This is a genomic window from Cupriavidus basilensis, assembly GCF_000832305.1.
GTDB classification, from domain to species: Bacteria; Pseudomonadota; Gammaproteobacteria; order Burkholderiales; family Burkholderiaceae; genus Cupriavidus; species Cupriavidus basilensis_F.
In genome coordinates this window covers 336,120-356,850 of record NZ_CP010536.1, presented here as the reverse complement: position 1 = coordinate 356,850, position 20,731 = coordinate 336,120, and the positions used below count along the sequence as shown (strand labels likewise).

General features: G+C 67.0%; 17 protein-coding genes and 1 tRNA gene. 4 read left to right on the top strand and 14 right to left on the bottom strand.

Going from position 1 to position 20,731, the window contains the following annotated elements:
- Nucleotides 1-43: 43 nt before the first annotated feature.
- A complete protein-coding gene (locus tag RR42_RS01575; protein ID WP_043343227.1) occupies nt 44-1,375 on the bottom strand; it encodes an aspartate aminotransferase family protein in 1,332 nt (443 codons plus the stop codon).
- Nucleotides 1,376-1,730: 355 nt separating this feature from the next.
- Between RR42_RS01575 and RR42_RS01570 the strand changes: the two genes are divergently transcribed.
- Nucleotides 1,731-3,248, top strand: a complete 1,518-nt coding sequence (locus tag RR42_RS01570) for a PLP-dependent aminotransferase family protein (RefSeq protein WP_043343225.1) — start codon at nt 1,731-1,733, stop codon at nt 3,246-3,248.
- A gap of 39 nt (nt 3,249-3,287) precedes the next feature.
- Here RR42_RS01570 and RR42_RS01565 read toward each other — a convergent pair whose 3' ends face one another.
- From RR42_RS01565 to RR42_RS01525, 9 genes are all read right to left on the bottom strand, one after another.
- Nucleotides 3,288-3,866 carry an acyloxyacyl hydrolase gene (locus tag RR42_RS01565; protein WP_052494408.1) on the bottom strand — a complete coding sequence of 193 codons (579 nt, stop codon included), beginning with the start codon at nt 3,864-3,866 and terminating at the stop codon, nt 3,288-3,290.
- 356 nt (nt 3,867-4,222) lie between these two features.
- Entirely contained in the window at nt 4,223-6,004 is a 1,782-nt protein-coding gene (locus tag RR42_RS01560) for an EAL domain-containing protein (RefSeq protein WP_043343224.1), read from the bottom strand.
- 235 nt (nt 6,005-6,239) lie between these two features.
- Nucleotides 6,240-7,430: a M24 family metallopeptidase gene (locus tag RR42_RS01555; protein ID WP_043343223.1), complete on the bottom strand. Its 1,191-nt coding sequence runs from the start codon at nt 7,428-7,430 to the stop codon at nt 6,240-6,242.
- 75 nt (nt 7,431-7,505) lie between these two features.
- Nucleotides 7,506-8,474: a Bug family tripartite tricarboxylate transporter substrate binding protein gene (locus RR42_RS01550; protein ID WP_052494729.1), complete on the bottom strand. Its 969-nt coding sequence runs from the start codon at nt 8,472-8,474 to the stop codon at nt 7,506-7,508.
- 131 nt (nt 8,475-8,605) lie between these two features.
- Nucleotides 8,606-9,259 (bottom strand): TetR/AcrR family transcriptional regulator, encoded by a 654-nt coding sequence (locus tag RR42_RS01545; RefSeq protein ID WP_043343221.1) that lies wholly within the window; start codon nt 9,257-9,259, stop codon nt 8,606-8,608.
- 136 nt (nt 9,260-9,395) lie between these two features.
- Entirely contained in the window at nt 9,396-10,286 is an 891-nt protein-coding gene (locus RR42_RS01540) for an alpha/beta fold hydrolase (protein ID WP_043343218.1), read from the bottom strand.
- Nucleotides 10,287-10,299: 13 nt separating this feature from the next.
- The gene (gene leuD / locus RR42_RS01535; protein ID WP_236701960.1) at nt 10,300-10,959 is read right to left on the bottom strand and encodes a 3-isopropylmalate dehydratase small subunit; all 660 of its coding nucleotides are present in this window, start codon (nt 10,957-10,959) and stop codon (nt 10,300-10,302) included.
- Nucleotides 10,952-12,370 (bottom strand): 3-isopropylmalate dehydratase large subunit, encoded by a 1,419-nt coding sequence (leuC, locus tag RR42_RS01530; RefSeq protein WP_043343215.1) that lies wholly within the window; start codon nt 12,368-12,370, stop codon nt 10,952-10,954. Before leuC ends, leuD begins: the two co-directional genes overlap by 8 nt.
- A gap of 53 nt (nt 12,371-12,423) precedes the next feature.
- Nucleotides 12,424-13,425, bottom strand: a complete 1,002-nt coding sequence (locus RR42_RS01525) for a Bug family tripartite tricarboxylate transporter substrate binding protein (RefSeq protein WP_043343213.1) — start codon at nt 13,423-13,425, stop codon at nt 12,424-12,426.
- Between the two features lie 157 nt (nt 13,426-13,582).
- Between RR42_RS01525 and RR42_RS01520 the strand changes: the two genes are divergently transcribed.
- Nucleotides 13,583-14,503 (top strand): LysR family transcriptional regulator, encoded by a 921-nt coding sequence (locus RR42_RS01520; protein ID WP_043343209.1) that lies wholly within the window; start codon nt 13,583-13,585, stop codon nt 14,501-14,503.
- 195 nt (nt 14,504-14,698) lie between these two features.
- On the opposite strand, the gene RR42_RS01515 is transcribed toward RR42_RS01520, so the two are convergent.
- From RR42_RS01515 to RR42_RS01500, 4 genes are all read right to left on the bottom strand, one after another.
- Nucleotides 14,699-15,808 carry a bifunctional nicotinamide-nucleotide adenylyltransferase/Nudix hydroxylase gene (locus tag RR42_RS01515; RefSeq protein WP_236701959.1) on the bottom strand — a complete coding sequence of 370 codons (1,110 nt, stop codon included), beginning with the start codon at nt 15,806-15,808 and terminating at the stop codon, nt 14,699-14,701.
- A 22-nt stretch (nt 15,809-15,830) separates the two neighbouring features.
- Nucleotides 15,831-16,274: a GNAT family N-acetyltransferase gene (locus RR42_RS01510; RefSeq protein ID WP_043343206.1), complete on the bottom strand. Its 444-nt coding sequence runs from the start codon at nt 16,272-16,274 to the stop codon at nt 15,831-15,833.
- Nucleotides 16,275-16,532: 258 nt separating this feature from the next.
- Nucleotides 16,533-16,607, bottom strand: a tRNA-Cys gene (locus RR42_RS01505).
- Between the two features lie 149 nt (nt 16,608-16,756).
- Entirely contained in the window at nt 16,757-17,176 is a 420-nt protein-coding gene (locus RR42_RS01500; protein WP_043343203.1) for a hotdog fold thioesterase, read from the bottom strand.
- 433 nt (nt 17,177-17,609) lie between these two features.
- On the opposite strand from RR42_RS01500, the gene RR42_RS01495 reads away from it, so the two are divergent.
- Both RR42_RS01495 and RR42_RS01490 read left to right on the top strand, forming a co-directional pair.
- On the top strand, nt 17,610-19,280 hold the full coding sequence (locus tag RR42_RS01495; protein WP_236701958.1) for a putative bifunctional diguanylate cyclase/phosphodiesterase: 1,671 nt from the start codon (nt 17,610-17,612) through the stop codon (nt 19,278-19,280).
- An 8-nt stretch (nt 19,281-19,288) separates the two neighbouring features.
- The gene (locus RR42_RS01490; RefSeq protein ID WP_236701957.1) at nt 19,289-20,731 is read left to right on the top strand and encodes an HDOD domain-containing protein; all 1,443 of its coding nucleotides are present in this window, start codon (nt 19,289-19,291) and stop codon (nt 20,729-20,731) included.

Genomic DNA, 20,731 nt, shown 5'->3' with positions numbered 1-20,731 from the left:
AGTGTTCCTTGTCTTGTCTTTGCGGCCACGGCATTCGCTGCAATCACTGCAGTTCTTGCAGCACTGTCTTCACGGTGTCGAACATCTCTTCGATCTGCGCCTCGGTGATGATCAGCGGCGGCGAGAAAGCCAGGATGTCGCCGGTGTAGCGCACCAGCACGCCGCGCTCCAGGCATTTCAGGAAGGCCTCATAGCCACGCGCGCCGGGCTGGCCGGGACGCGGTTCCAGCTCGATGCCGGCGACCATGCCGAGGTTGCGGATGTCCTTCACGTGGGGCGCACCGCGCACGGCGTGCACCGCGGCTTCGAACTTCGGCGCCAGCTCGGCGGCACGGCCGAACAGGTTCTCGTTCTTGTAGATATCCAGCGTGGCGATGGCCGCGGCCATGGCCAACGGGTGGCCGGAATAGGTGTAGCCGTGCAGGAACTCGATGGCGCCCGGCGCCGCGGCGTTGACCACGGTGTCGTGCACTTCGCGCCGCACCGCCACCGCGCCCATCGGCACGGCTGCGTTGTTGATGGCCTTGGCCATCGTGATCAGGTCCGGCGTGACATTGAAGCGCTCGGCGGCGGTGGCCGCGCCCAGGCGGCCGAAGGCGGTGATGACCTCGTCGAAGATCAGCAGGATGCCGTGCTTGCTGGTGATCTCGCGCAGCTTTTCCAGGTAGCCAACCGGCGGCACCAGCACGCCGGCCGAGCCGGCCAGCGGCTCGACGATGACGGCGGCCACGTTGGACGGGTCGTGCAGCGCCAGGATGCGTTCCAGGTCGTCGGCCAGGTGTGCGCCCCAGGTCGGCTGGCCTTTGGAGTAAGCCGCCTCGGCAATATTCAGCGTGGCCGGCAGGTGGTCCGTGCCGGGCATCAGGTTGGCCGAGAAGGCCTTGCGGTTGGGGCCGATGCCGCCCACCGCCATGCCGCCGAAGCCAACGCCGTGATAGCCGCGCTCACGCCCGATCACGCGGGTGCGCTGGCCTTCGCCACGGGCGCGGTGATACGCTAGCGCGATCTTCAGCGCGGTGTCGACCGATTCCGAGCCCGAGTTGGTGAAGAAGATGCGGTCCAGCCCGGCCGGCATGATGGCTGCCACCTTGGTGGCAGCCTCGAAGGTGAGCGGGTGGCTCATCTGGAACGGCGGCGCGTAGTCCAGGGTCTGCACCTGGCGGGCGACCGCGTCCGCGATCTCCTGGCGGCAATGCCCGGCAGCGACGCACCACAGGCCGGCGCAACCGTCGAGGATCTGGCGGCCGTCATGCGAGGTGTAGTACATGCCGCTGGCGGAGTCGAGCAGGCGCGGGGCCGCCTTGTACTGCCGGTTGGCGGTAAACGGCATCCACAGGGCATCGAGATCGGGGATCACAGTCTTGGCGGCATCCATACATCCTCCTCAGGAGCAATTGGCATTGGCTTGGGCGGCGGCTGGCGCCGCCCGGGTTGTCAGGTGATTCTGGTGAATGCGGCCACTGTAGCGGCCCTGCCCGGCTTAAAGAATATACGGTCGGCAGAACCTCGCCTTACCGTACAGTTAAGAGTGAGACAACTGTACAGATCAAGAGCCGCCCAAGCCGGGCGATCGCACCCGCGGATCCAGCCGCTTCGCTCGCCACAGCGGTCAAAGTCCCACCAGCAGCCGAATTCACGTTGCAGCGCCGCAAAGCCCCGCGCCGCCATGAGGCTTCCCACCGAACCGGTACGGCCATTAAACTGTACAGGTCCATCCTTACATGTCACGCATGTTTCACCTCGAACTTGTCCGCAGCCGGCGCAGCGGCGACACCCTCACCGAGCAGATCGTGGCGGGCATTGCCAGCCTGGTGGACCGGCGCGTGCTGCGCGCCGGCGTGGCGCTGCCGTCGGTGCGGCGCTTTGCCCAGCAGCATGGGGTCAGCACCTTCACCGTGGCCGAGGCCTACGGCCGCCTGACCGCGCTGGGTTACCTGAGCGCGCGGGTGGGCTCGGGCTACACGGTGGCACACCGCCACGCCCCCGCCGGCCAGGCACCGGCGGCACGCTGGGAGGCGCCGGGGCTCAACGCCGCGTGGCTGCTGTCGGATGTGTTCGCCGATCATTCGGTGCCGATCAAGGCGGGTGCGGGCTGGTTGCCCGGCGACTGGCTCAACGAGGAAGGGCTGCACCAGGCCATGCGCGCCGCGGCGCGGGTGCCCGCCGCGCAAGTCTCGGGCTACGGCCACCCTTACGGCTTCGCCGCGCTGCGCGAGCATATCGCCGCCGGGCTCAGCCAGTACGGCATGCCGGTGCAGGCCCAGCAAGTGGTGCTGACCCAGGGCGCCACGCAAGCGCTGGACCTGGTGGTCCGCACGCTGTTGCGCCCAGGCGACACCGTGCTGGTGGAAGACCCCTGCTACTGCAATCTGCTGCAGATCTTGCGCCTTGCCGGCTTGCAGGTGGTTGGCGTGCGCCGCACCGCCAGCGGGCTCGACACCGACGCGCTCGACCACGCCATCCGCACCCACGCGCCACGCGCGCTGTTCGTCAACACGGTGCTGCAGAACCCCACCGGCGGCACGCTCACCAGCATGAACGCGCACCGCGTGCTGCAACTGGCCGAGCAGTACCGGCTGCTGGTGGTGGAGGACGATATCTACCGCGAGCTGGCGCCGCCCGGCTCACCCATGCTGGCTGCCATGGACGGGCTCTCGCACGTGATCTACGTCAACGGGTTTTCCAAGACCATCACGCCATCGCTGCGGGTCGGCTACCTCGCGGCCAGCCCGGAGTTGGCCAAGGCGCTGGCCCGCACCAAGATGGCAGTGGGGCTGACGTCATCGGAAGTGACCGAGCGGCTGGTGTACTCGGTGCTGACCAGCGGCCACTATGGCCGCCATGTGGCGGCACTGGCCGAACGGCTGCGCGCCCAGCAGGACCGGATCACGGAGAAGATGGAAGCCCACGGGCTGGAGGTGATGCTGCGCCCGGAAGGCGGAATGTTCGCCTGGGCAAGGATGCGGCCGGAAGACGGCGCAGAGCAGGCCGCGCTATCGGGCAACCGGCTGGCGACGCTGGCGCTGGAGCACGGCATCTGGCTGGCGCCGGGGTCTTATTTTGAACCGGAAGAAGGCGATTCGCCGTGGATACGGTTCAACGTGGCAACCAGCGATGAACCCGCGCTGTGGCGGTTTTTTGACGCGCTGCGCGGCAGGCAGACGCAAGGCGCGGGGGCGGGGGCGGAAGCGGAATCCGTTTCCCGCGGCACGCGCGCCCCGCGCGCAGGCATGGTCAGGCTGGCCTGAGCGTCATGGCCTCAGGCCAAGCCAGCCACTTTTGCAGGATCAGAAGCGATAACGCACGTAACCCGTGTAAAAACCGCTGCCCGGATTGGGCTGCTTGATACCGGCGTTGGAGACGTGCTGGTAGCGGAAGCCGGCTTCGTACGCGGTCTTGGGGCCAAAGGCCATGCCCACGCCGATCATGTCGGAGAACTGGAACAGGCTGCCGGAGCGGTGCTCGTCGGAGGTGGCCTTATGGCTCATCATGCGCACGCCGACGGAGGCTTCCAGGAAAGGCACCAGCGAGCCGCCGCGCTTTTCCACGCGCAGGATCGGCGAGAAGCCAAATTCGGTCACATTCTGGTGATTGGTACCGCTGCGGGCGTTCCATTCGGCCAGTTCGGCCTCCCACTGCAGCTTGGCCAGCCAGCCCTGCGGGTTGCCCCAGGCAAAGCCGGAGTCCCAGTTCACGCCAACTTCGTACTTGTCGAGGTTGTGGCCGGGATCGCGGCCAAAGGCCACGTGCACCGCAGGATCAGCGTGCGCGGCAGCGCATGCGCCGAGAGCAGCCATGGCGCCAAGCGCCTTGATACGTGTTGCAATCCGACGGGCAAGGCCGGCGTTCTTCTTATCGATGGTCATGTGCATGATGGGTGGTAATTACCGCAAAGAATGACAAGTCCTAGCGAAAACCTTGCCACCTCCCAGCGGCAAAGCCGACCACCCGTACTCAGGACCAGAGGCGTTCCACTACCCAGCCCGCGGTCACGCAGATCGCGAGCCAGGCGCTCATGCACCCGGCAATAAATCGGTAAGTCATGGTCAATTTCCGCAACAATCGCTCAGGGACAAGCGAATAATTACGGAATTATACATCCGCTCATGAATGTATGTTGAGGCCGGAGAAATCGGGCTAGGGCTCAACGTATCGGTGAGCGATTATGCACCTCCGGGACGGCACATGCTTGCGGCACGGCGGGGGCTGTTGCCGCGCCGCGTCAATCCCCCCTCGCCACGACACTTTGGCCCATGACCACGGCGAAATCCGCTGCCGGCATCGGCCGGCCAAGCAGGTAGCCCTGTGCCGCATCGCAGCCCTCTTCGGCCAGCAAGCGTTGCTGGACGTGGGTCTCCACACCTTCGGCCAGGGTTCTCATGCCCAGCGAGCGCGCCAGCGCGATGACCCCGCGAATGACCGCCAGGGCCTCGGGTGCGCTGCCGAGGACTGCAACGAATGATCTGTCGATCTTGAGGGTCACAACCGGCAGGCGCGTCAGGTAGGCCAGGCTCGAGTAACCGGAGCCGAAATCGTCCAGCGAGGCGCTGATGCCGCAGTGCCTGAGCTCGTCGAGCGCCGCCGCAGCACTGTCGAGGTCGGTCATCAGCGTGTCCTCGGTGACTTCCACGTCCAGCAGCCCGCATGGCACCTCATGCTCGCGCGCGAGGTCCGCCAGCAAGCCCGCCAGCCCCGGCATGACCAGCTGCCGCGCCGACAGATTGAGCGAGATCCTGGGCACCGTCAGGCCGCCGCGCCGCCAGGCCGCTATCTGGCGGCACACGGCGCGCATGACCCACAGCCCCACCGCCGGCTCCAGCGGCGACTCCAGCAGCACATCGAGAAAGGCGGCGGGAGGCAGCAGGCCGCGCGTTGGGTGCTGCCAGCGCAACAACGCCTCCGCGCCCGCCAGCCTGCCATCCGGCAGCGACCACTGCGGCTGGAAGTGAAGCACCAGCTGGTCGTCGGCCATCGCGGCATGCAGGTCGGCGCGCAACTGCAAGCGCTGCCGCAAGCCTTGGGCAAGGTCCAGGTGGAAGACGCGGAACTGGAAACGCCCCGCAGCCTTGGCCGCATACATGGCAGCATCGGCGTGGTTCAACAGGGTGTCGGCGGTGTCGCCGGCCTCGGGCCACTGCGCGATCCCTACGCTGGCACCCAGCAGCAGCGTGTGGCCGTCCACCTGGAATGGCTGCGACACGCCGGCCAGGATGGTGCCGGCAAAGCGCTCGGCCTGTCCCGGCCGTGCGTCGCGCAGGATGAACACGAACTCGTCGCCACCGACGCGCGCGACAAAAGCCGAAGGCGCCAGCAGCGCGCGAAAGCGTTCGGCGACCTTGCACAGCAACGTGTCGCCCACTGCATGGCCAAAGGCATCGTTGACTTCCTTGAAGCGGTCGAGATCGACGAACAGCACCACCACCCCGGCCGCTTGCGGCGCTTGCGCCTGCATGCCGGCCGGCAGCACCGCAACCTGGGCTTGTGCAGCCTGCTCTGCCGCCTGCGCCACCGCGCGCGCCAGCACCTGCGTGCAGCGCCGGCGGTTCGCCAGGCCGGTCAGGTAGTCGTGGTCGGCATGGTATTCCAGCTGTGCCGACTGCTGCCGTTCGCGGCTGACGTCGCGAAAGAGCACGGTAAGGCCGTTGGCATCGGGAAAGGCGCGCGCTTCGAACCAGCATGCCAGCGGGACATAGTAGGCGGTGCAGGTGCGTGATGCGCCGCTGGCAGCGGCCTCATGAAACGTCCGGTAATACGCCGAGCCAATCAGGTCCGGATAGCACTCCCAGATGCCGCGCCCGTCGAGATCCGTACGGCTGCGCTTGAGCAAGCGCTCCATGGTCTGGTTGACGTAGGCGAATCGCCACTCGCGGTCGAGCGACATGACACCATCCGCGACGCTATCGAGCATCGCGGCAAGATGCGTGGGCAACGCCCCAGCGGGCGGCGTGTTCGCGGGATTGGCATGACAGGGCAAAAGTGGCGCGCGCTGGGGAGAGTCGTCCATGTCGAGGGGGAGGCGTCCGAGCACCGCATGCATCACGGTTGACAAGGCGGCAGGTGGCAGGCGTCGGCCGCATTTTATCCTCGAACGCCCCGCGCCGGTGCGCCGGCACGTGCCTTTGGCCCAAGGATTGCGCGCCGATGCCCGCCACGATGTCCCCCGGTCACATACGGCTTCCCCCCACTATCCCCCCACTATCCCCGCGCTCTCCCCGCGCTCTCCCCGCTTGCCGCTGGCGTCACGCCACGGTTGCGTACTCCAGTGTCTTTGGCGTCTTCACGATGACCTCCGGGCGCTCGCCCACCACGACCGTATCGTCGAGCCGGAAGCCGCCCAGCCCATAGACATAGATGCCCGGCTCGGCCGAGTAGACCTCGCCGTCCAGCAGCGCGCGCGTGTTGAAGGCCATGTCTTCCGGATACTCGTGCAGCATCAGCCCGACCGCGTGGCCGGTGCGGTGGAAGATGTACTCGCCCAGCCCCGCGCGCTCGATCACGGCCTGCGCGGCGGCGTCCATGTCGCAGACACGCCGGCCGGTCACCGCCGCTGCCACCGCCGCGTCGGTGGCCTCGGCGGCAACCTGGTAGCAGCGTGCCTGGCGCTCGTCCGGTTTGCCGCAGAACCACGTGCGCTCGTTCTCCACGTAGTAGCCATTCAGGCGCGGCAGGATCAGGTTGACGATGGTATCGCCGGCCGCGATGCGCGCGCCGCACGCGGCGCCGTCGCCATGCGGCGAGGCCGAGGCCGGTCCCGTCAGGGTCCAGCATTTGAGGATATCGAAATCCTCGCCGGGAAAGCGGCGCGCAGCCTCCTCCACCATCAGCGCCGACATGGCATGGTCCAGCTCCTGCACCAGCCGCCCCGGCCGAATGTTCTCGCGGTAGCGCTCCTGTACCCAGTCGGTCAGGCTCCCAAGCTCGCGCATCACCCGCAGTTCTTCCGCATGCTTGACCCAGCGCATGGCGCGCATCTCCGCCATGGCCGGGCGCAGCGCGAGCTCCGGCAGGTAGCGCTGCGTCGCCGCGAGAATCGGGTGGGCCACGTCCACGGCAATGCGCGAGCCGCCCAGCCCGTGCGACGCCAGCAGCGACGCCACCACCTCGGGCAACTGCGGCGCCAGCGCCAGCCGCTGCGACACGCGCGGATGCTCGGCGTAGTACGTCACATCGCGCAGCCAGACCTTTTCCTTTTCCGTGCACAGGCGCATGTGGTTGGTCGACAGCTCGTTCATCACGGCGAAGGGTTCGCCGTTGCGCGGCACGAACACAAAAACGGGGCGCTCCCACGGCCAGACATCCAGCTGGAAATTGGTGGCGAACTGGAAGAAGTCCGGCGTGCTGAACACCAGCGCGTCAACGCGGATGCGGTCCATCAGCGCGTGCATCATTGCCAGGCGATAGTCGCGCACGGCGGTCGTGATGTGGGGCATGTCTAGTCTCCTTGGTTCCTTGCTTGGTAATGGGTGCGGGCGGGTGCGGGCGGGCGCGGGCGCACCCGGCCGGGATCAGAGGGCGATGCCGAGCTTGCGGATCATGGGGCCCCAGGCCTGCGCGTCGCGCTGCATATGGCGCTCCACTTCGGCCGGCGGGCCCTTGATCGGGTCGAGGAACTGGTTGGCCAGCTTGTCCTTGAATGCCGGCTCGTCCATGGCCGCGTTGATGTCGGCGTTGATCTTCCGCACCAGCGCCGCCGGCGTGCCGGTCTTTGCGACGATGGCGTACCAGCCCGGCACCGCCACGTCGTAGCCAAGCTCCTTGAAAGTCGGCACATCGGGCAGCGCGGCCAGGCGCCGCTCGCCGGTCACGGCCAGCGCCACCAGCTTCTTGCCGGCGATATAGGGCTGCACACCCGCCACCACATTCATCATGGCCGGGGTCTCGCCCGACATCAGGCTGGTCGAGCCGCCGGCGCCGTTGAACGGCACATGCTGCAGCTTGACACCTGCGCGCTCGGCCACCAGCTCCATGGCCAGGTGCGTGGAGTTGCCGATGCCGCCGGAGGCGTAGCTGATGCCGCCCGGCCGCGCCTTGGCAAGCCGCACGAATTCGGCAAAGCTGGTGGCATGCATCGCCGGCGCGACCACTAGCACGAACGGCGAGTTGGCCAGCATCGCCACGCCGGTCAGGTCGCGTTGCGGCACATAGGGCAACGCGGGGTACAGGAAAGGATTGAAGGCCAGGTTGGACACGCCCGCGAAGAACAGGGTGTAGCCATCGGCCGGCTGCTGCAGCACATAGTTGATGGCCAGCACGCCGTTGGCGCCAGGCTTGTTTTCCACAACGACGCTGCGTCCCCAGCGCTTGCCCAGCGTTTCGGCCAGCGCGCGCGCGAGCACGTCGTTGCCCGTGCCGCCGGCCTGCGGCACGACCAGCCTGACCGGGCGCTGCGGCCAGTCCTGCGCCCAGCCGGCTGCGCCCCATGCCATGCCCGCCGCGGCGAGCGCGGCGCTTAGTATCAGTGTGCGTCTGTTCACTTCGATCTCCTCTCGCATCCCTTGATCGGCACCCTCGCATCGAGGTGCATCCGGTTTACTGTACCATGTGGTACATGAAGAGGAAAAAATTTTTTCGGGACCGCGGCGCCGACGCCGGCGCCGCGTACGCATCAGGCTTCTGGTGCGGATTTCGCGCCCGGGGCCCCAGGCGCATTCAGCATGCGCGCGAAGTATTTCAGCGCGGCCGTGGTGCCCTTGCGATCGCCCGTGGTGACGAGATCCAGCAACAGGCCGCGCACGGTGGCGACCTCGATGCGAGCCCGCAGCTTTGCCTCGCTCGTGCTCAATCCAAGCTGCTTGTGAAAGCGCTCGGTCAGCGCGCCGGTCCAGCTGCCTATCACATCGTCGAGGAACACCTGGAAGCGTTCGCGATCGCGAATGGCGCGGCCGTAGATCTCGAACAGCAACTGGATGATGGGCAGGTAGTTGTCGGCCGAGTAGCGCGCCCAGGCCACCTCCAGCGCCCGCGCGGGATCGGACTCGCTGGCGGCCAGGCTGGCGCGCGCATCCAGCTCGGCATGGCGGATGCGGCGCAGCACCGCCTCCCAGAACTGGTCCGCCGAGCCGAAGTAGTAGATCAGCATGCGGTGGCTGGTGCCGAGCGCCTCGGCGATATGGCGCAGCGACAAGTCGCCGATGCCGTGCTCCAGCACGTGGTCGACGGCGCCGTCGAGCAGCTGGATGGCCTGGTCGCTAGCAGCGCGGCCATGCGCGAGTGTATCGAGCGTTTCGGTGGCAGCGGCGGGATTCTTGCGGGGCGGCATGGGCTGGGGAACGCGTTCGGTTAGGCACAGGGGCGAAGACAGCGAGTGTAAGCCAGCCCGGCTCGCAGCGCATTCGCCCGTTGCATCCTTATCCTTATCCTTATCCTTATCCCTATCCTTATCCCTATCCCTATCCTTATCCTTGAGCTGCTCCCAACAGGAAGGGCAGTGTCTCGTCCAGCAGCAGCGCCGGCATTTCCTCGGCCATGTAGTGCCCGCACGGCAGGCTCTTGCCGCTCACGTTGCGCGCCACCTTGCGCCACTCTTCCAGCGGCGCGAAGCAGCGGCCTACCGCGCCCTGCTCGCCCCACAGGGCCAGCATCCCGCACTCGACCTTGCGCCCGGCGGCCAGGTCGGCGCGGTCGTGCTCGAGATCGATCGACGCACTGGCTCGATAGTCCTCGCACAGCCCGTGCGCCGCGCCCGGCAGGCTAAGGCAACGCAGGTACTCCGCCATGGCCGCCTCGGTAAACGGCGCCAGGCCGGCGCTGCGGCTGCCCATGGTGCTGCGCAGGTAGAGCGCCGGATCGGCCTCGATCAGCGTCTCGGGAAACGGCGCGGGCCGGATCAGGAAGAACCAGTGGTAGTAGGCCAGCGCGAACTGCAGGCTGGTCTGCTCGTACATCGCCAGCGTGGGCGCAATATCCAGCGTGACCAGCCGTTGCACGGCATCCGGATGATCCACCGCCATGCGGTGCGCCACGCGAGCGCCGCGGTCATGCGCCATCACCAGGAAGCGCTCGAAGCCCAGCGCGCGCATCGCCGTGACCTGGTCCTGCGCCATGCTGCGCTTGCTGTAGTTGGCGTGGTCCGGCAGGCCGGCCGGCTTGCCACTATCGCCGTAGCCGCGCAGGTCGGTGGCAACCACGGTGAAATGCCGCGCCAGCGTGGCGGCCACCTTATGCCAGATCACATGCGTTTGCGGATGGCCATGCAGCAGCAGCAAGGCCGGGCCCTGGCCGCCGACGACGGCGTGGATCTCGACGTCGCCACATGGAATGCGATGCTGCGTGAATCCTTCGAACACGTTCCGTCCTCCTTCAGGCGGACAGCCGCGCCATGGTCTTGGCGGCGACGTCCTGCAGCCAGGGCTGCGACTGGTGATGGCGCCGCGTGAACGCGGCGATTTGCGACGACTGTGCCAGCGTTGCGCCGATCATGTCCAGTCCCTGGCGGAACATGGTGCGGTGGCGCTCGGCCAGCGTGAAGGCAAAGCGCAGCGCGCCGGCGCTCACCGACATCGCCGCGAGGTCGATCTCGATCCGCGCGGGCGCGCTGCCCGACACCGCGGCCATCAGCGCATCCACTTCTGCCTGCGGCAACATCACCAGCAGCAGCCGGTTGTTGATCGCGTTCGAGTAGAAAATCTCGCCAAAGCTGGGCGCGATCACCGCGCGAATGCCGTATTGCTGCAGCCCCCAGACGGCATGCTCGCGGCTCGATCCGCAGCCAAAGTTCGGGCCGGCCACTAGCACGCCCGCGCCCTGGTACCGCGCCTGGTTGAGCGCGAACGCCGGGCGCGGCACGCCTTGCGCGTCGAAGCGCATATCGTAGAACAGGCCACGGTCCAGCCCAGCCTTGTCGATGATGCGCAGGAACTGCTTAGGCATGATCTGGTCGGTGTCGAGGTTGCCGATGGGCAGCGGCGCGCCAAGCGCGGCGATCAGGTCGGAATCGTAGTCAGGCATGGCATCAGGCATTGGTTGGCTCCAGGCGGCGCACATCGGTGATGCAGCCGGTCAGCGCCGCCGCGGCGGCCATGGCGGGACTCATCAGGTGGGTGCGCCCGGCGCGCCCCTGGCGTCCCTCGAAATTGCGGTTAGTGGTGGAAGCGCAGCGCTCGCCCGGCGCGAGTACGTCGTCGTTCATGGCCAGGCACATCGAGCAACCCGGCTTGCGCCATTCGAAGCCGGCGTCCAGCAGCACCTGCGCAATGCCTTCGTCCTCGGCCTGCTGGCGCACCGCGCCGGAGCCCGGCACCACCATCGCGCGCACGCCTGCGGCCACCTTGCGCCCGCGCACGATGGCGGCCACAGCGCGCAGGTCTTCAATGCGCCCATTGGTGCAGGAACCAATGAACACGCGCTGCACCGGCAGGCCTTCGAGCGTGGCGCCCGCCTGCAGGCCGATATAGTCCAGCGCCTTGGCGGCAGCGCTGCGCGCCGTGTCGTCGATGGCATCCTCCACCGGCGGCACGCACGCATCGATGGGGATCGCCTGGTCGGGGCTGGTGCCCCAGCTCACATACGGCGCCACGTTGCTGGCGTCGAACACCAGTTCGCTGTCGAACCTGGCATCCGCATCGGAATGCAGCGCCCGCCAGCAGGCCAGCGCGCGCTCGCGCAGCGTGGCATCGATATCGGCGGCGCGGGCCAGCACGTATTCGATGGCCGCCGCATCCGGCGCGATCAGCGCGCCACGCGCGCCGGCTTCCACCGTCATGTTGCACAAGGTCATGCGCGCCTCGATCGACAATGCGGCGATGGCGCTGCCGGTGAACTCCACCACATAGCCACGCGCGCCCTGCGCGCTGATGCGGCTGATGATATGCAGGATCATGTCCTTCGCGGTAGCGCCGCACGGCAGCACGCCGTCCACGCGGATGCGCATGTCCATCGCCACGCGGTACACCAGCGTCTGCGTGGCCAGCACGTGCTCCACCTCGGACGTGCCGATGCCAAAGCCGAGCGCGCCCAGCGCGCCGTAGGTGGTGGTGTGGCTGTCGCCGCACAGCACCACCATGCCCGGCCGGATCATGCCGTGCTCAGGCGCGATCACGTGCTCGATGCCCTGCAGCGCGTCATCGGTATCGAACAGCGGGATGCCGTGCTGGTCGCAGTTGCGCTTGAGGTTGCGCGCCTGCAGCGCCGAGGCGGGATCCTGGATGCGGCGCGGGCTTTCGGCGTGGGTGGGGATGATGTGGTCCACCACCGCCACCTGCTGGCCCGGCGACGGCACGCCCCTGCCCTGCGCGGCCAGCCCGGCAAAGGCCTGCGGACTGGTGTATTCGTTCATCAGATGCAGATCCGCGTAGAGCAGCACGTGGTCGGCATCGAGCGCGGCCACGGTGTGCGAATCCACCAGCTTGCGATAGTAGGTAAGGCCTGACATGGGACAGCCTGCTTGATATGCGTTGAAAAAATGCGCGGCAGAAAGCGCCGCGCTTACTCCGGCGTGATGCCGGCCTGCTTGATCTGCGCGGCCCAGCGCTTGATTTCCTTGTGCAGCATGGTGTCGGCCTGGGACGGGCTCATGGTGAGCGGCTCGAAGCCTTCCTTGAGCAGGCGCGCCTTGATCTGCGGCGCGGCCAGTGCCTGGTTCAGCGTCTGGTTGAGCTTGGCGATCACCGCCTTGGGCGTGCCGGCCGGCGCACTGACGATGAACCAGGTCTCGAAGGCGTAGTTGGGCAGGCCCGCCTCGGCAATGGTGGGCACATCGGGCAGCAGCGGCGAGCGCTTGGGCCCGGTCACCGCCAGCGCGCGCAGCTTGCCGGCCTGCACCTGCGGCAGCGCGGCGGAGAGCACCGGGAAGCTGAGCTGCACCTGGCCGGCGATGGTATCGACCATGGCCGGGCCGCCGCCCTTGTATGGCACGTGCAGGATGGCCGTGCCGGACTCTGACTTGAACAGCTCCGCCGCCATGTGGAAGGTGCTGCCAGTGCCCGCCGAGCCAAAGCTGAGCTGCCCGGGGCGGCTCTTGGCCAACGCAATCAGTTCCTTCACATTCTTGGCCGGCAGGCCGTTGGTCACCACCAGCACATGCTGCGAGGTGCCCATGGTGCCAACCGACGTCAGGTCGCGCTCGGTGTCGAACGGCAGCCTGGCGAAGAGCGAAGGATTCACCGCCAGCGCCACGTTGTTGATGGCCAGCGTGTAGCCATCGGGCTTGGCCTTGGCCACCTGGTCCATGCCGATATTGCCCGAGGCGCCGGCACGGTTGTCTGCCACCACGGGCTGGCCGAGTTGCCGGCCCCACGCTTCGGTGACCAGCCGCGCGGCGATGTCGACGCTGCCGCCCGGAGCGAACGGCACGATCAGGCGAATCGGGCGCGCGGGAAACGTCTGGGCCGAGGCCACCGCCGGCGCGAGCGCAACGGACAAGGCAACAGCACTCATGGCGAGCGGCGTCCGGCAGATCCGGCGGGCGATGGCGGTAAAGCGGTTCATGTGGGGTCTCCTGGGTGGCAGGCTGGCTGCCAGGGAACGCCCCCGACGCCGCCGCGCTTATTGAGATGCCAGTTTAACCATTGAACCCATCGCTATAATTTCACCAAAAGACTTTCATTCAGTCGCCCATTTCACCAATCAGGCCTCGGACCGCATCGTGGACAACTTCTCCGACCTCGCCTTCTTCGTCACCCTGGTCAAGCGCGGCAGCCTGGCCAGCGCAGCCCAACAGTTCGGCATCACGCCGTCGGCCGCCAGCAAGCGGCTGACGGCGCTTGAAACGCGGCTCGGCGTGCGCCTGCTCAACCGCACCACGCGCCGCCTGAGCGTCACGCAGGAGGGTGAGGCCTACCTGGCGCAGGGCGCGCGCATCCTGGCCGAGCTGGAGGAACTGGAGCAAGGGCTTGGCGGCAGCCGGGTGGCGCCACGCGGGCTGCTGCGGGTCAACGCCACGCTGGGCTTCGGCCGGCGCCACGTGGCGCCGGCGGTGGGCGCCTTCCTGCTGGCCTGCCCGGAGGTGGAGGTGCAGCTGGAACTCACGGACCGGCCGCTGAACCTGGCCGAGGCGGGCTTCGATGTCGGCATCCGCGTGGGCGATCTGCCCGATGCGCGCCTCGCCGCCCGGCCCATCGCGCACAACCGCCGCCTGCTATGCGCCGCGCCGCGCTACCTGGCCAGCCACGGCGAGCCGGCATCGCCGCGCGAGCTGCAGCAGCACCGCTGCATCGTGATCCGGGAGAGCGACGCCACCTACGGCACCTGGCACCTGCGCTCGGCCAGCCGCCAAGAAACCGTAAAGGTGCGCGGGCCGGCCAGCACCAACGATGGCGAAGTGGCCCTCGGCTGGGCCTTGCAGGGTCACGGCATATTGATGCGCTCGGAATGGGAGGTGGCGCCGATGCTCCGCTCGGGGCGGCTGCGCCAGGTGCTGCCAGACTGGGAGACGCCGCCAGCCGATGTGTTCGCCGTATTCCTCACGCGCGACCACCTCACGGCCAAGGTGCGCGCGTTCGTGGACTTTTTGGCGGAGCACTTCGCCGCCCACCGGATGGCGGGCGCGCCCTATAGTGGCTGGTAGCCCGTTCAGGCCATGCCGCGCACGAACTCCAGCGCCAGCGCGGCGGCCGCGTCTGGCGTGGTGGTCGTAGCTTGCATGGGAGCCGATGTGGGAATGGTGTCCGGCGACGGGCCTGGCGCCCAAGGTGAGCGCGGAGCTGTTCGCCGCGCTGGCGCAGGCGTACCTGGGCGGACACTGAACCTGGCGGCGAACCGCTCAGCCCGCAGGCTGCGCCTCGCCGTCGAACAGGTGCAGGAAGCGATCGAGGATCAGCAGGTGATCCTCGAACATCTGCCCTTCCAGCGCCAGCAACGCCTGTTGCGGCACCCAGCGCACCGCGGCCGCGTCGTCTGCGGCGGCCACGGCAGGCAGCGCATCGAGCGGCAGGTCGAAGAAAAAAGCGTGGGTCAACGTGCGCCCGCGCTGGCTGCGCTCGGGATGATCGAACAGCGCCTGGTCTCGCAAGGATTGCTGCAACGCCGCCTTGGGCAAGCCGAAGCGCGTCTCCTCGTCGAGCTCGCGCAGCACCGCGTCGGCCACGCGCTCATGCTGGTCCAGGAAACCACCGGGCAGCGCCCAGGCTCCGCGGCCGGGCTGTCCGCCGCGGCGAATCAGCAGCACCTGGCCGCAGCAGCGCACCACCGCATCCACGGTCACGAAGACCGGCGCATACGGCGCGGCGGCCCAGCGGCGGCTGTGGTCCTGCAAGAAGCGATACTCGGCCAGCAAGGTCGCAAACGCTTCGCGCCCGGCGAACTCGCGCAGGAAGGCGGCCACCGGCTGCGGCAGCACGCTCTGCAGCCCCTCCAGCCCGCCTTGCTGCTCAAACCATTGCCGGCGCACGTCGGCGGCGTTGAGCTGCCCGAAGCTGGGCTGCGGCACCAGTTCCCAGCCGGGAAAGTCATTCAGGTAGCCCGAAGAGGCATCCTTGAAATGTCCGAACAGGCCAACGCGCGGCGTCCCATGCGCGCAAGCCTCGATCGCCGCGCCCGCCACGGCGCGCACCGCCGCCGTCCAGCGCGCGCTTTCGTAATAGTCGCGCACCACCACAAAGCGCAGGTCGGCAACGCGCGCGGCGTCCCATGCCGCGACAGCGCCCTGGATCATCTGGCGGCGCTCATCCGCGGAAAACGGATTCTTGACGGTGCGGGCGCCGCCAGCGGAACCCAGCACCACGATCACCGTGCTGGCCAGCGCCAGCGCCTGGCGCAGCATGGCGAAGTGGCCGTTGTGGAAGGGTTCGAAACGGCCGATATAGACCAGGCAATCGAAGGGGACAGCGCTCGCCGCCCGGGTCGGGTCCGCCTGGTTCGTCGGGTTCGTCACGGTCATCGGCACGTCGGGCAGATCATTTCAGTTCGCAACACATGCACAGCGGCAGCGCGCCTTCTTGCTGCCGGAACTCGCGCGACGCGCGTACCTCCGGCGGCAGGCGATCCGCCGAGATCAGCGAGAAGCCGTAGCGGGCAAAGTAGCTGGGGCAACTGGCGCTCAGCAACACGGCGCGCGTGCAGCCGTTGGCGCGGGCGCGCATGAGCATGGCGGAAACCATATGGGAGGCGATGCCGCGATCGCGATAAGGCGGCAATACCGCGACCGAGCGCACGACCACGGTGTCGCCATAGCCTTCGGCGCCGGCGCAACCGACGATGCCGCCGTCGAGCACCGCAATATGGAACAACGCCAGCGAGGGATCGAGATCGTCGCTGGCGAGGCCACATGCTTCAAGGACTTCCGCGATTGCCGGCCAATCGGCCGGTTGTGCGGCGCGGATACGCAGATCTCTTGTCATTGCAATTATCTCCCCGCCACGCACGATGGCGGAGGTTGTCATGGATGGACTGCGCTGACTTCACACTACATGATTCGAGCGACTTGTTCCAGCGGGGAAAACGGCATAAACGACGCCTTATCCACCGAATGAATGCGGCGGGGCCAAGTCAAAATAGCCTGACGGGAAAGGGAAAGAACGAAGGGAAATGGAAAGGAGCGCGATGCATCGCGGCAGCCAGGCTGCATGGCGCGATCGCCCTGGCCATGACCGGAATACTGGAGGCGGGGGAACGGAATCGAACCGCCGTGTACGGCTTTGCAGGCCGTCGCATAACCACTCTGCCACCCCGCCGCTGCCGGGACGCCGCACTTTGGCGCCCGCTTGCAGTGCGGGGCGCAGTTTAGCCGGAAATGAAAAACTCTGCACGAGGCGTACAACGGCGCCCGCGCGCTTGCCCAAGGACGGGACATTGCACCACGCCGGCCTTCGGGCCGCGGCGATCAGCGCGAGAGAATGGACATGGTGATCCGGGAGACGCACACCATCTTGCCTTCTTCGTTGCGGATCTCGATGGCCCACACGTGGGTGGTGCGGCCGATATGCACCGGCGTGGCGGTGCCGGTGACAAAGCCCGTGCGCGCCGCGCGCACATGGTTGGCATTGATGTCGAGCCCGACACAATATTGGGTCTCGCTATCCAGGCACAGGCTGGCGGCGCAACTGCCCAGCGTCTCCGCCAGCAGCACCGAAGCGCCGCCGTGCAGGATGCCATGCGGCTGCACGGTGCGGCGGTCCACCGGCATGCGTGCACTGAGCGAAGCCTCGCCGATCTCGGTGAACTCGATGCCCAGCTGCTCGACAGCCGTGTCCTTGTGGCGAGCCTGGAGGTCTTTCAGGGAGGGGGGGGATTTCCACAGCATGCACGGTCTCCGATTGGTTTGTGCTGCATTCTAAAGGCAGTAAGTCCGCGGACGTTCGCGGGGCGGCGCCTGCCCGGTAAATCCGGGGCGGCCACGCTTGGGCCATCGATGTACCGGGGCCCTCTGTGCAACGGCGCCACAAACTCCTGCCAGGTAACGCATTCCGGTGATCGCAGCTCGCGGTTAAGCGTTAAACTGGCATGCGCAGCTTGGGTAACATGCGCCCAAAATCACTTTAATGTGCGAGACAGCCAGGCACGGCGGCGCTGGCGGCGTTCGATGACAAGACGCTCAATTCGGCCCGAGTTTCAACCAGAGTTCCATGACGTCGTTTACATATGACGCGGTTCTGGCGGAGGAGTCCCCTGAATGGCCATCCTCCGACCGGAACCCACTGTTATCAGCCGGGGGGTCGGCGCGGGATGCCTGGGCATTGCTCGAGGCTTCGGGCGCGCTCGCCCTGCAGATCGATGTCGCGGGCAACATCATCCTGGCAACCGAAGCCTCGGCGCAGTTGCTTGCCTATCCCCGGGAATACCTTCTTAAATCCTCGATCCTGGATGTCGTCTCGTTCGAGCAGCGCGAGCAGCTTGCCGAGCTGCTGCGTGCCTGCGAGCAGGACGCGCCCTGCAGGACCGGCCGCATCCGCTTCTCCGGCGGCGTCGGCGAAAGCCGCTGGCTGGACCTGCGCGTGTGCCGCCACGCCGACGAGGACGGCAACCCGAGCTTGCTGCTGTTTGGCTACGACGTGACCGACTGGGTCGACAATGAAGAGCGGCTCATCGAGGCGTCCTTTCGCGATCCGCTCACCGGTGTAGGCAACCGCGCCATGGTGCGCGAACGCATTGCCGGGTACTTTGCCGGGGATGGCACGGGAAAGGCGCCATTTGCGCTTGCCCTGATGGACCTCGACGGGTTCAAGAAGGTCAACGACTCGCTCGGCCATGAATTTGGCGACGCCTTGCTCAAGCAAGTCAGCGTGCGGCTGCTCGGGGCGGTTCGCCCGACGGACATGGTCGCGCGGCTGGGCGGCGATGAATTCGTGCTGCTGCTGGACGGAATCGCCTCGGAAGCTGCCGCCATCGGCATCGTGGAGAAGGTGATCCATGTCTGCCGGCAGCCTTTTCACCTGGCCGGTTGCCAGATCCGCGTCACCACCAGCCTGGGGCTCACCTTCGGCACGCTGGCGCATCAGTCCGAGTCGCAATTGCTCAAGCGTGCGGACCTGGCCATGTATGACGCCAAGGCTCAGGGCAAGAATCGATACTGTGTCTACACGCCGGAGCTGGAGCATCGGCTGGACGAGCAGTTCCGGATCGAACAGAACATGTTCGAGGCCGTCCAGAACGGCGAGTTCCTGCTTCACTACCAGCCGATCGTGTGGTCCGGCTCCGGCAAGGTCTGCGCGGTCGAGGCGCTGATGCGGTGGCAACACCCGACGGGGTCCGTCCCGCCCGGCGTGTTCATCCCGGTTGCGGAGCATAACGGCCTCATCAACCATCTCGGGGCGTGGGCGCTGCGCTGCGCCTGTGCGCAGCTGGCAAGCTGGGACGCGCTCGGGCTGGACGTGGGATACATATCGGTCAATGTCTCTCCGGTCCAGTTCAGGCACCCCGGCTTCGCCGACAGCGTCAGGCGGGCCATCAAGGATGCCGGCGTCAGCTCGCACCGGCTGGTCCTGGAGATCACGGAAGGCGCGTTGATGACCGACCCCGAGGCGGCGCAGGACTTGCTGATGGAGTTGCGCGCATTGGGCGTGCGGTTCGCTGTCGACGATTTCGGCACGGGGTACTCCAGCTTGTCGTACCTGCGCCGCTTCCCGCTCTCGGCGCTGAAGATCGACCAGAGCTTCGTGGCCGACATGATGAACTCCCCGCATGCGCGGACCATCGTGTTTGCCGTGTTGTCGCTCGCGCGGGAACTCGGGCTGGTGGCCATCGCCGAAGGCGTGGAGTCGGACGAGCAAAGCCAGTTGCTGGCCGAGCAAGGCTGCGAGCTGGTGCAGGGCTGGCGCTATGCAAAGGCGATGAGCCCGGCCCAGTTCGTGGACCAGGCACAAGCCGGCACGCTCCAGCTTGGCAGCGCCCAAGTGTTCTCGAAGTAGACGCCGCCATGTCAACCATGTCAAACAAGACGCTCTTCGAGACACTATGGGGCCGCATGGCGCAGCAAGGGGATTTCCCCACGCTGCAGTTCTGCATCGACAACGTCTTCAAGACGCTCAACAGCGACACCAGCGTCGGCGAGATGGCCGCGGGCGTGCTCTGCGATTTCAGCTTGTCGCAGAAGGTCATACGCCTGGCCAACTCCGCCATGTACCGCTCGTTCGGGGGCGAAGTCACGACGGTGTCGCGCGCCATCCTGGTCCTGGGGGTCGAAGCGATCAGCCACCTCACGCTCGGGGTCCAGTTGCTGGACTATTTCTCCGGGGTAGCCATCAACCGGCCGCAGGCTTCCACTGAACTGAAGCAGGCCATGATCGCCGGCGAGTTCACGCGCGCGCTTAGCAACGCCCAAGGCATCAGGCAGGCGGAAGAAGCCGTGGTCTGCACGTTGATGCACCACATGAGCCGCCTGCTTCTGGTCTTCTACTTTGCCGAGGAGTGGGAACAGATCCAGACCCTGTGCAAGGGCGATGCCGAGAAGGAAAGCGAAGCGTGCCAGCAAGTGCTGGGCGTCACCCTCGAAGACGTCGCGGCAGCTGCGGCGATCAAATGGCGGCTGCCCAGCCTGATCGCGACATCGATGCGCTGCCAGCGCTTCGACGCGGATTCTGTGCTGGAATCCCATGCCGACTGGCTGGGCGCAATTGCCAACGTCTCCTCCCGGGCCGCCACGCTGGTGGCGAGGGACGCGCCGCAGGAAGAGGTCCAGTCCTTGCTGCTGGATCACGCCGAGGCACTGGGCCTGCAAGCAGGTGCGGTGGAAAGCGCAGTCCGGCAGGCCCTGGCACTGAACGTCTCCATGACCAACGCGGAGTCACCCGAGGCAGCCGAGGCGACTCCCGCCCTGAATGCCGGCAAGCCGAAGGATGCCCTCAAGCGCCTTGAGCAAAGCCTGCAGGAAGTAAGGCGCGAGGGCGGCGAGCTGCCGGTCTCCGAGCTGGCGCCGCTGGTGCTCGAATCGGCCATGCGGGCGCTGAACTTCTCCCATTGCTTCCTCATGCTGCTCAATCCCATGGCGAAGCGTTTTGGCGCACGGGTTGGATTTGGCGAGGGCATGCGCGAGAAGATGGAAGCGCTATCCTTCGAAGAGGGCTTCGTCCCAGATATCTTTCACTTCGCCGCCATCGGCAACAAGCCACTGCTGTTCGAAGATTCCTTCGACAAAGAGGTGGCGCACCGCGTGCCCCGCTGGTATCGGGAACAGATGCCCGATGCCCGTTCCATCCTGCTGGCGCCCGTGATGATCAAGAATCGCTGCGTCGCCATGATCTGCGGAGACTGGGGCCCGACGGCCTGCGCGGGCGGGCTGTCCGATGGGGAGATGGAAGCCATCAGCCTGCTGACGCGGGAGATCTCGGCGAGCTTCCTCAGGTCTGCCGAGCACAGGTAG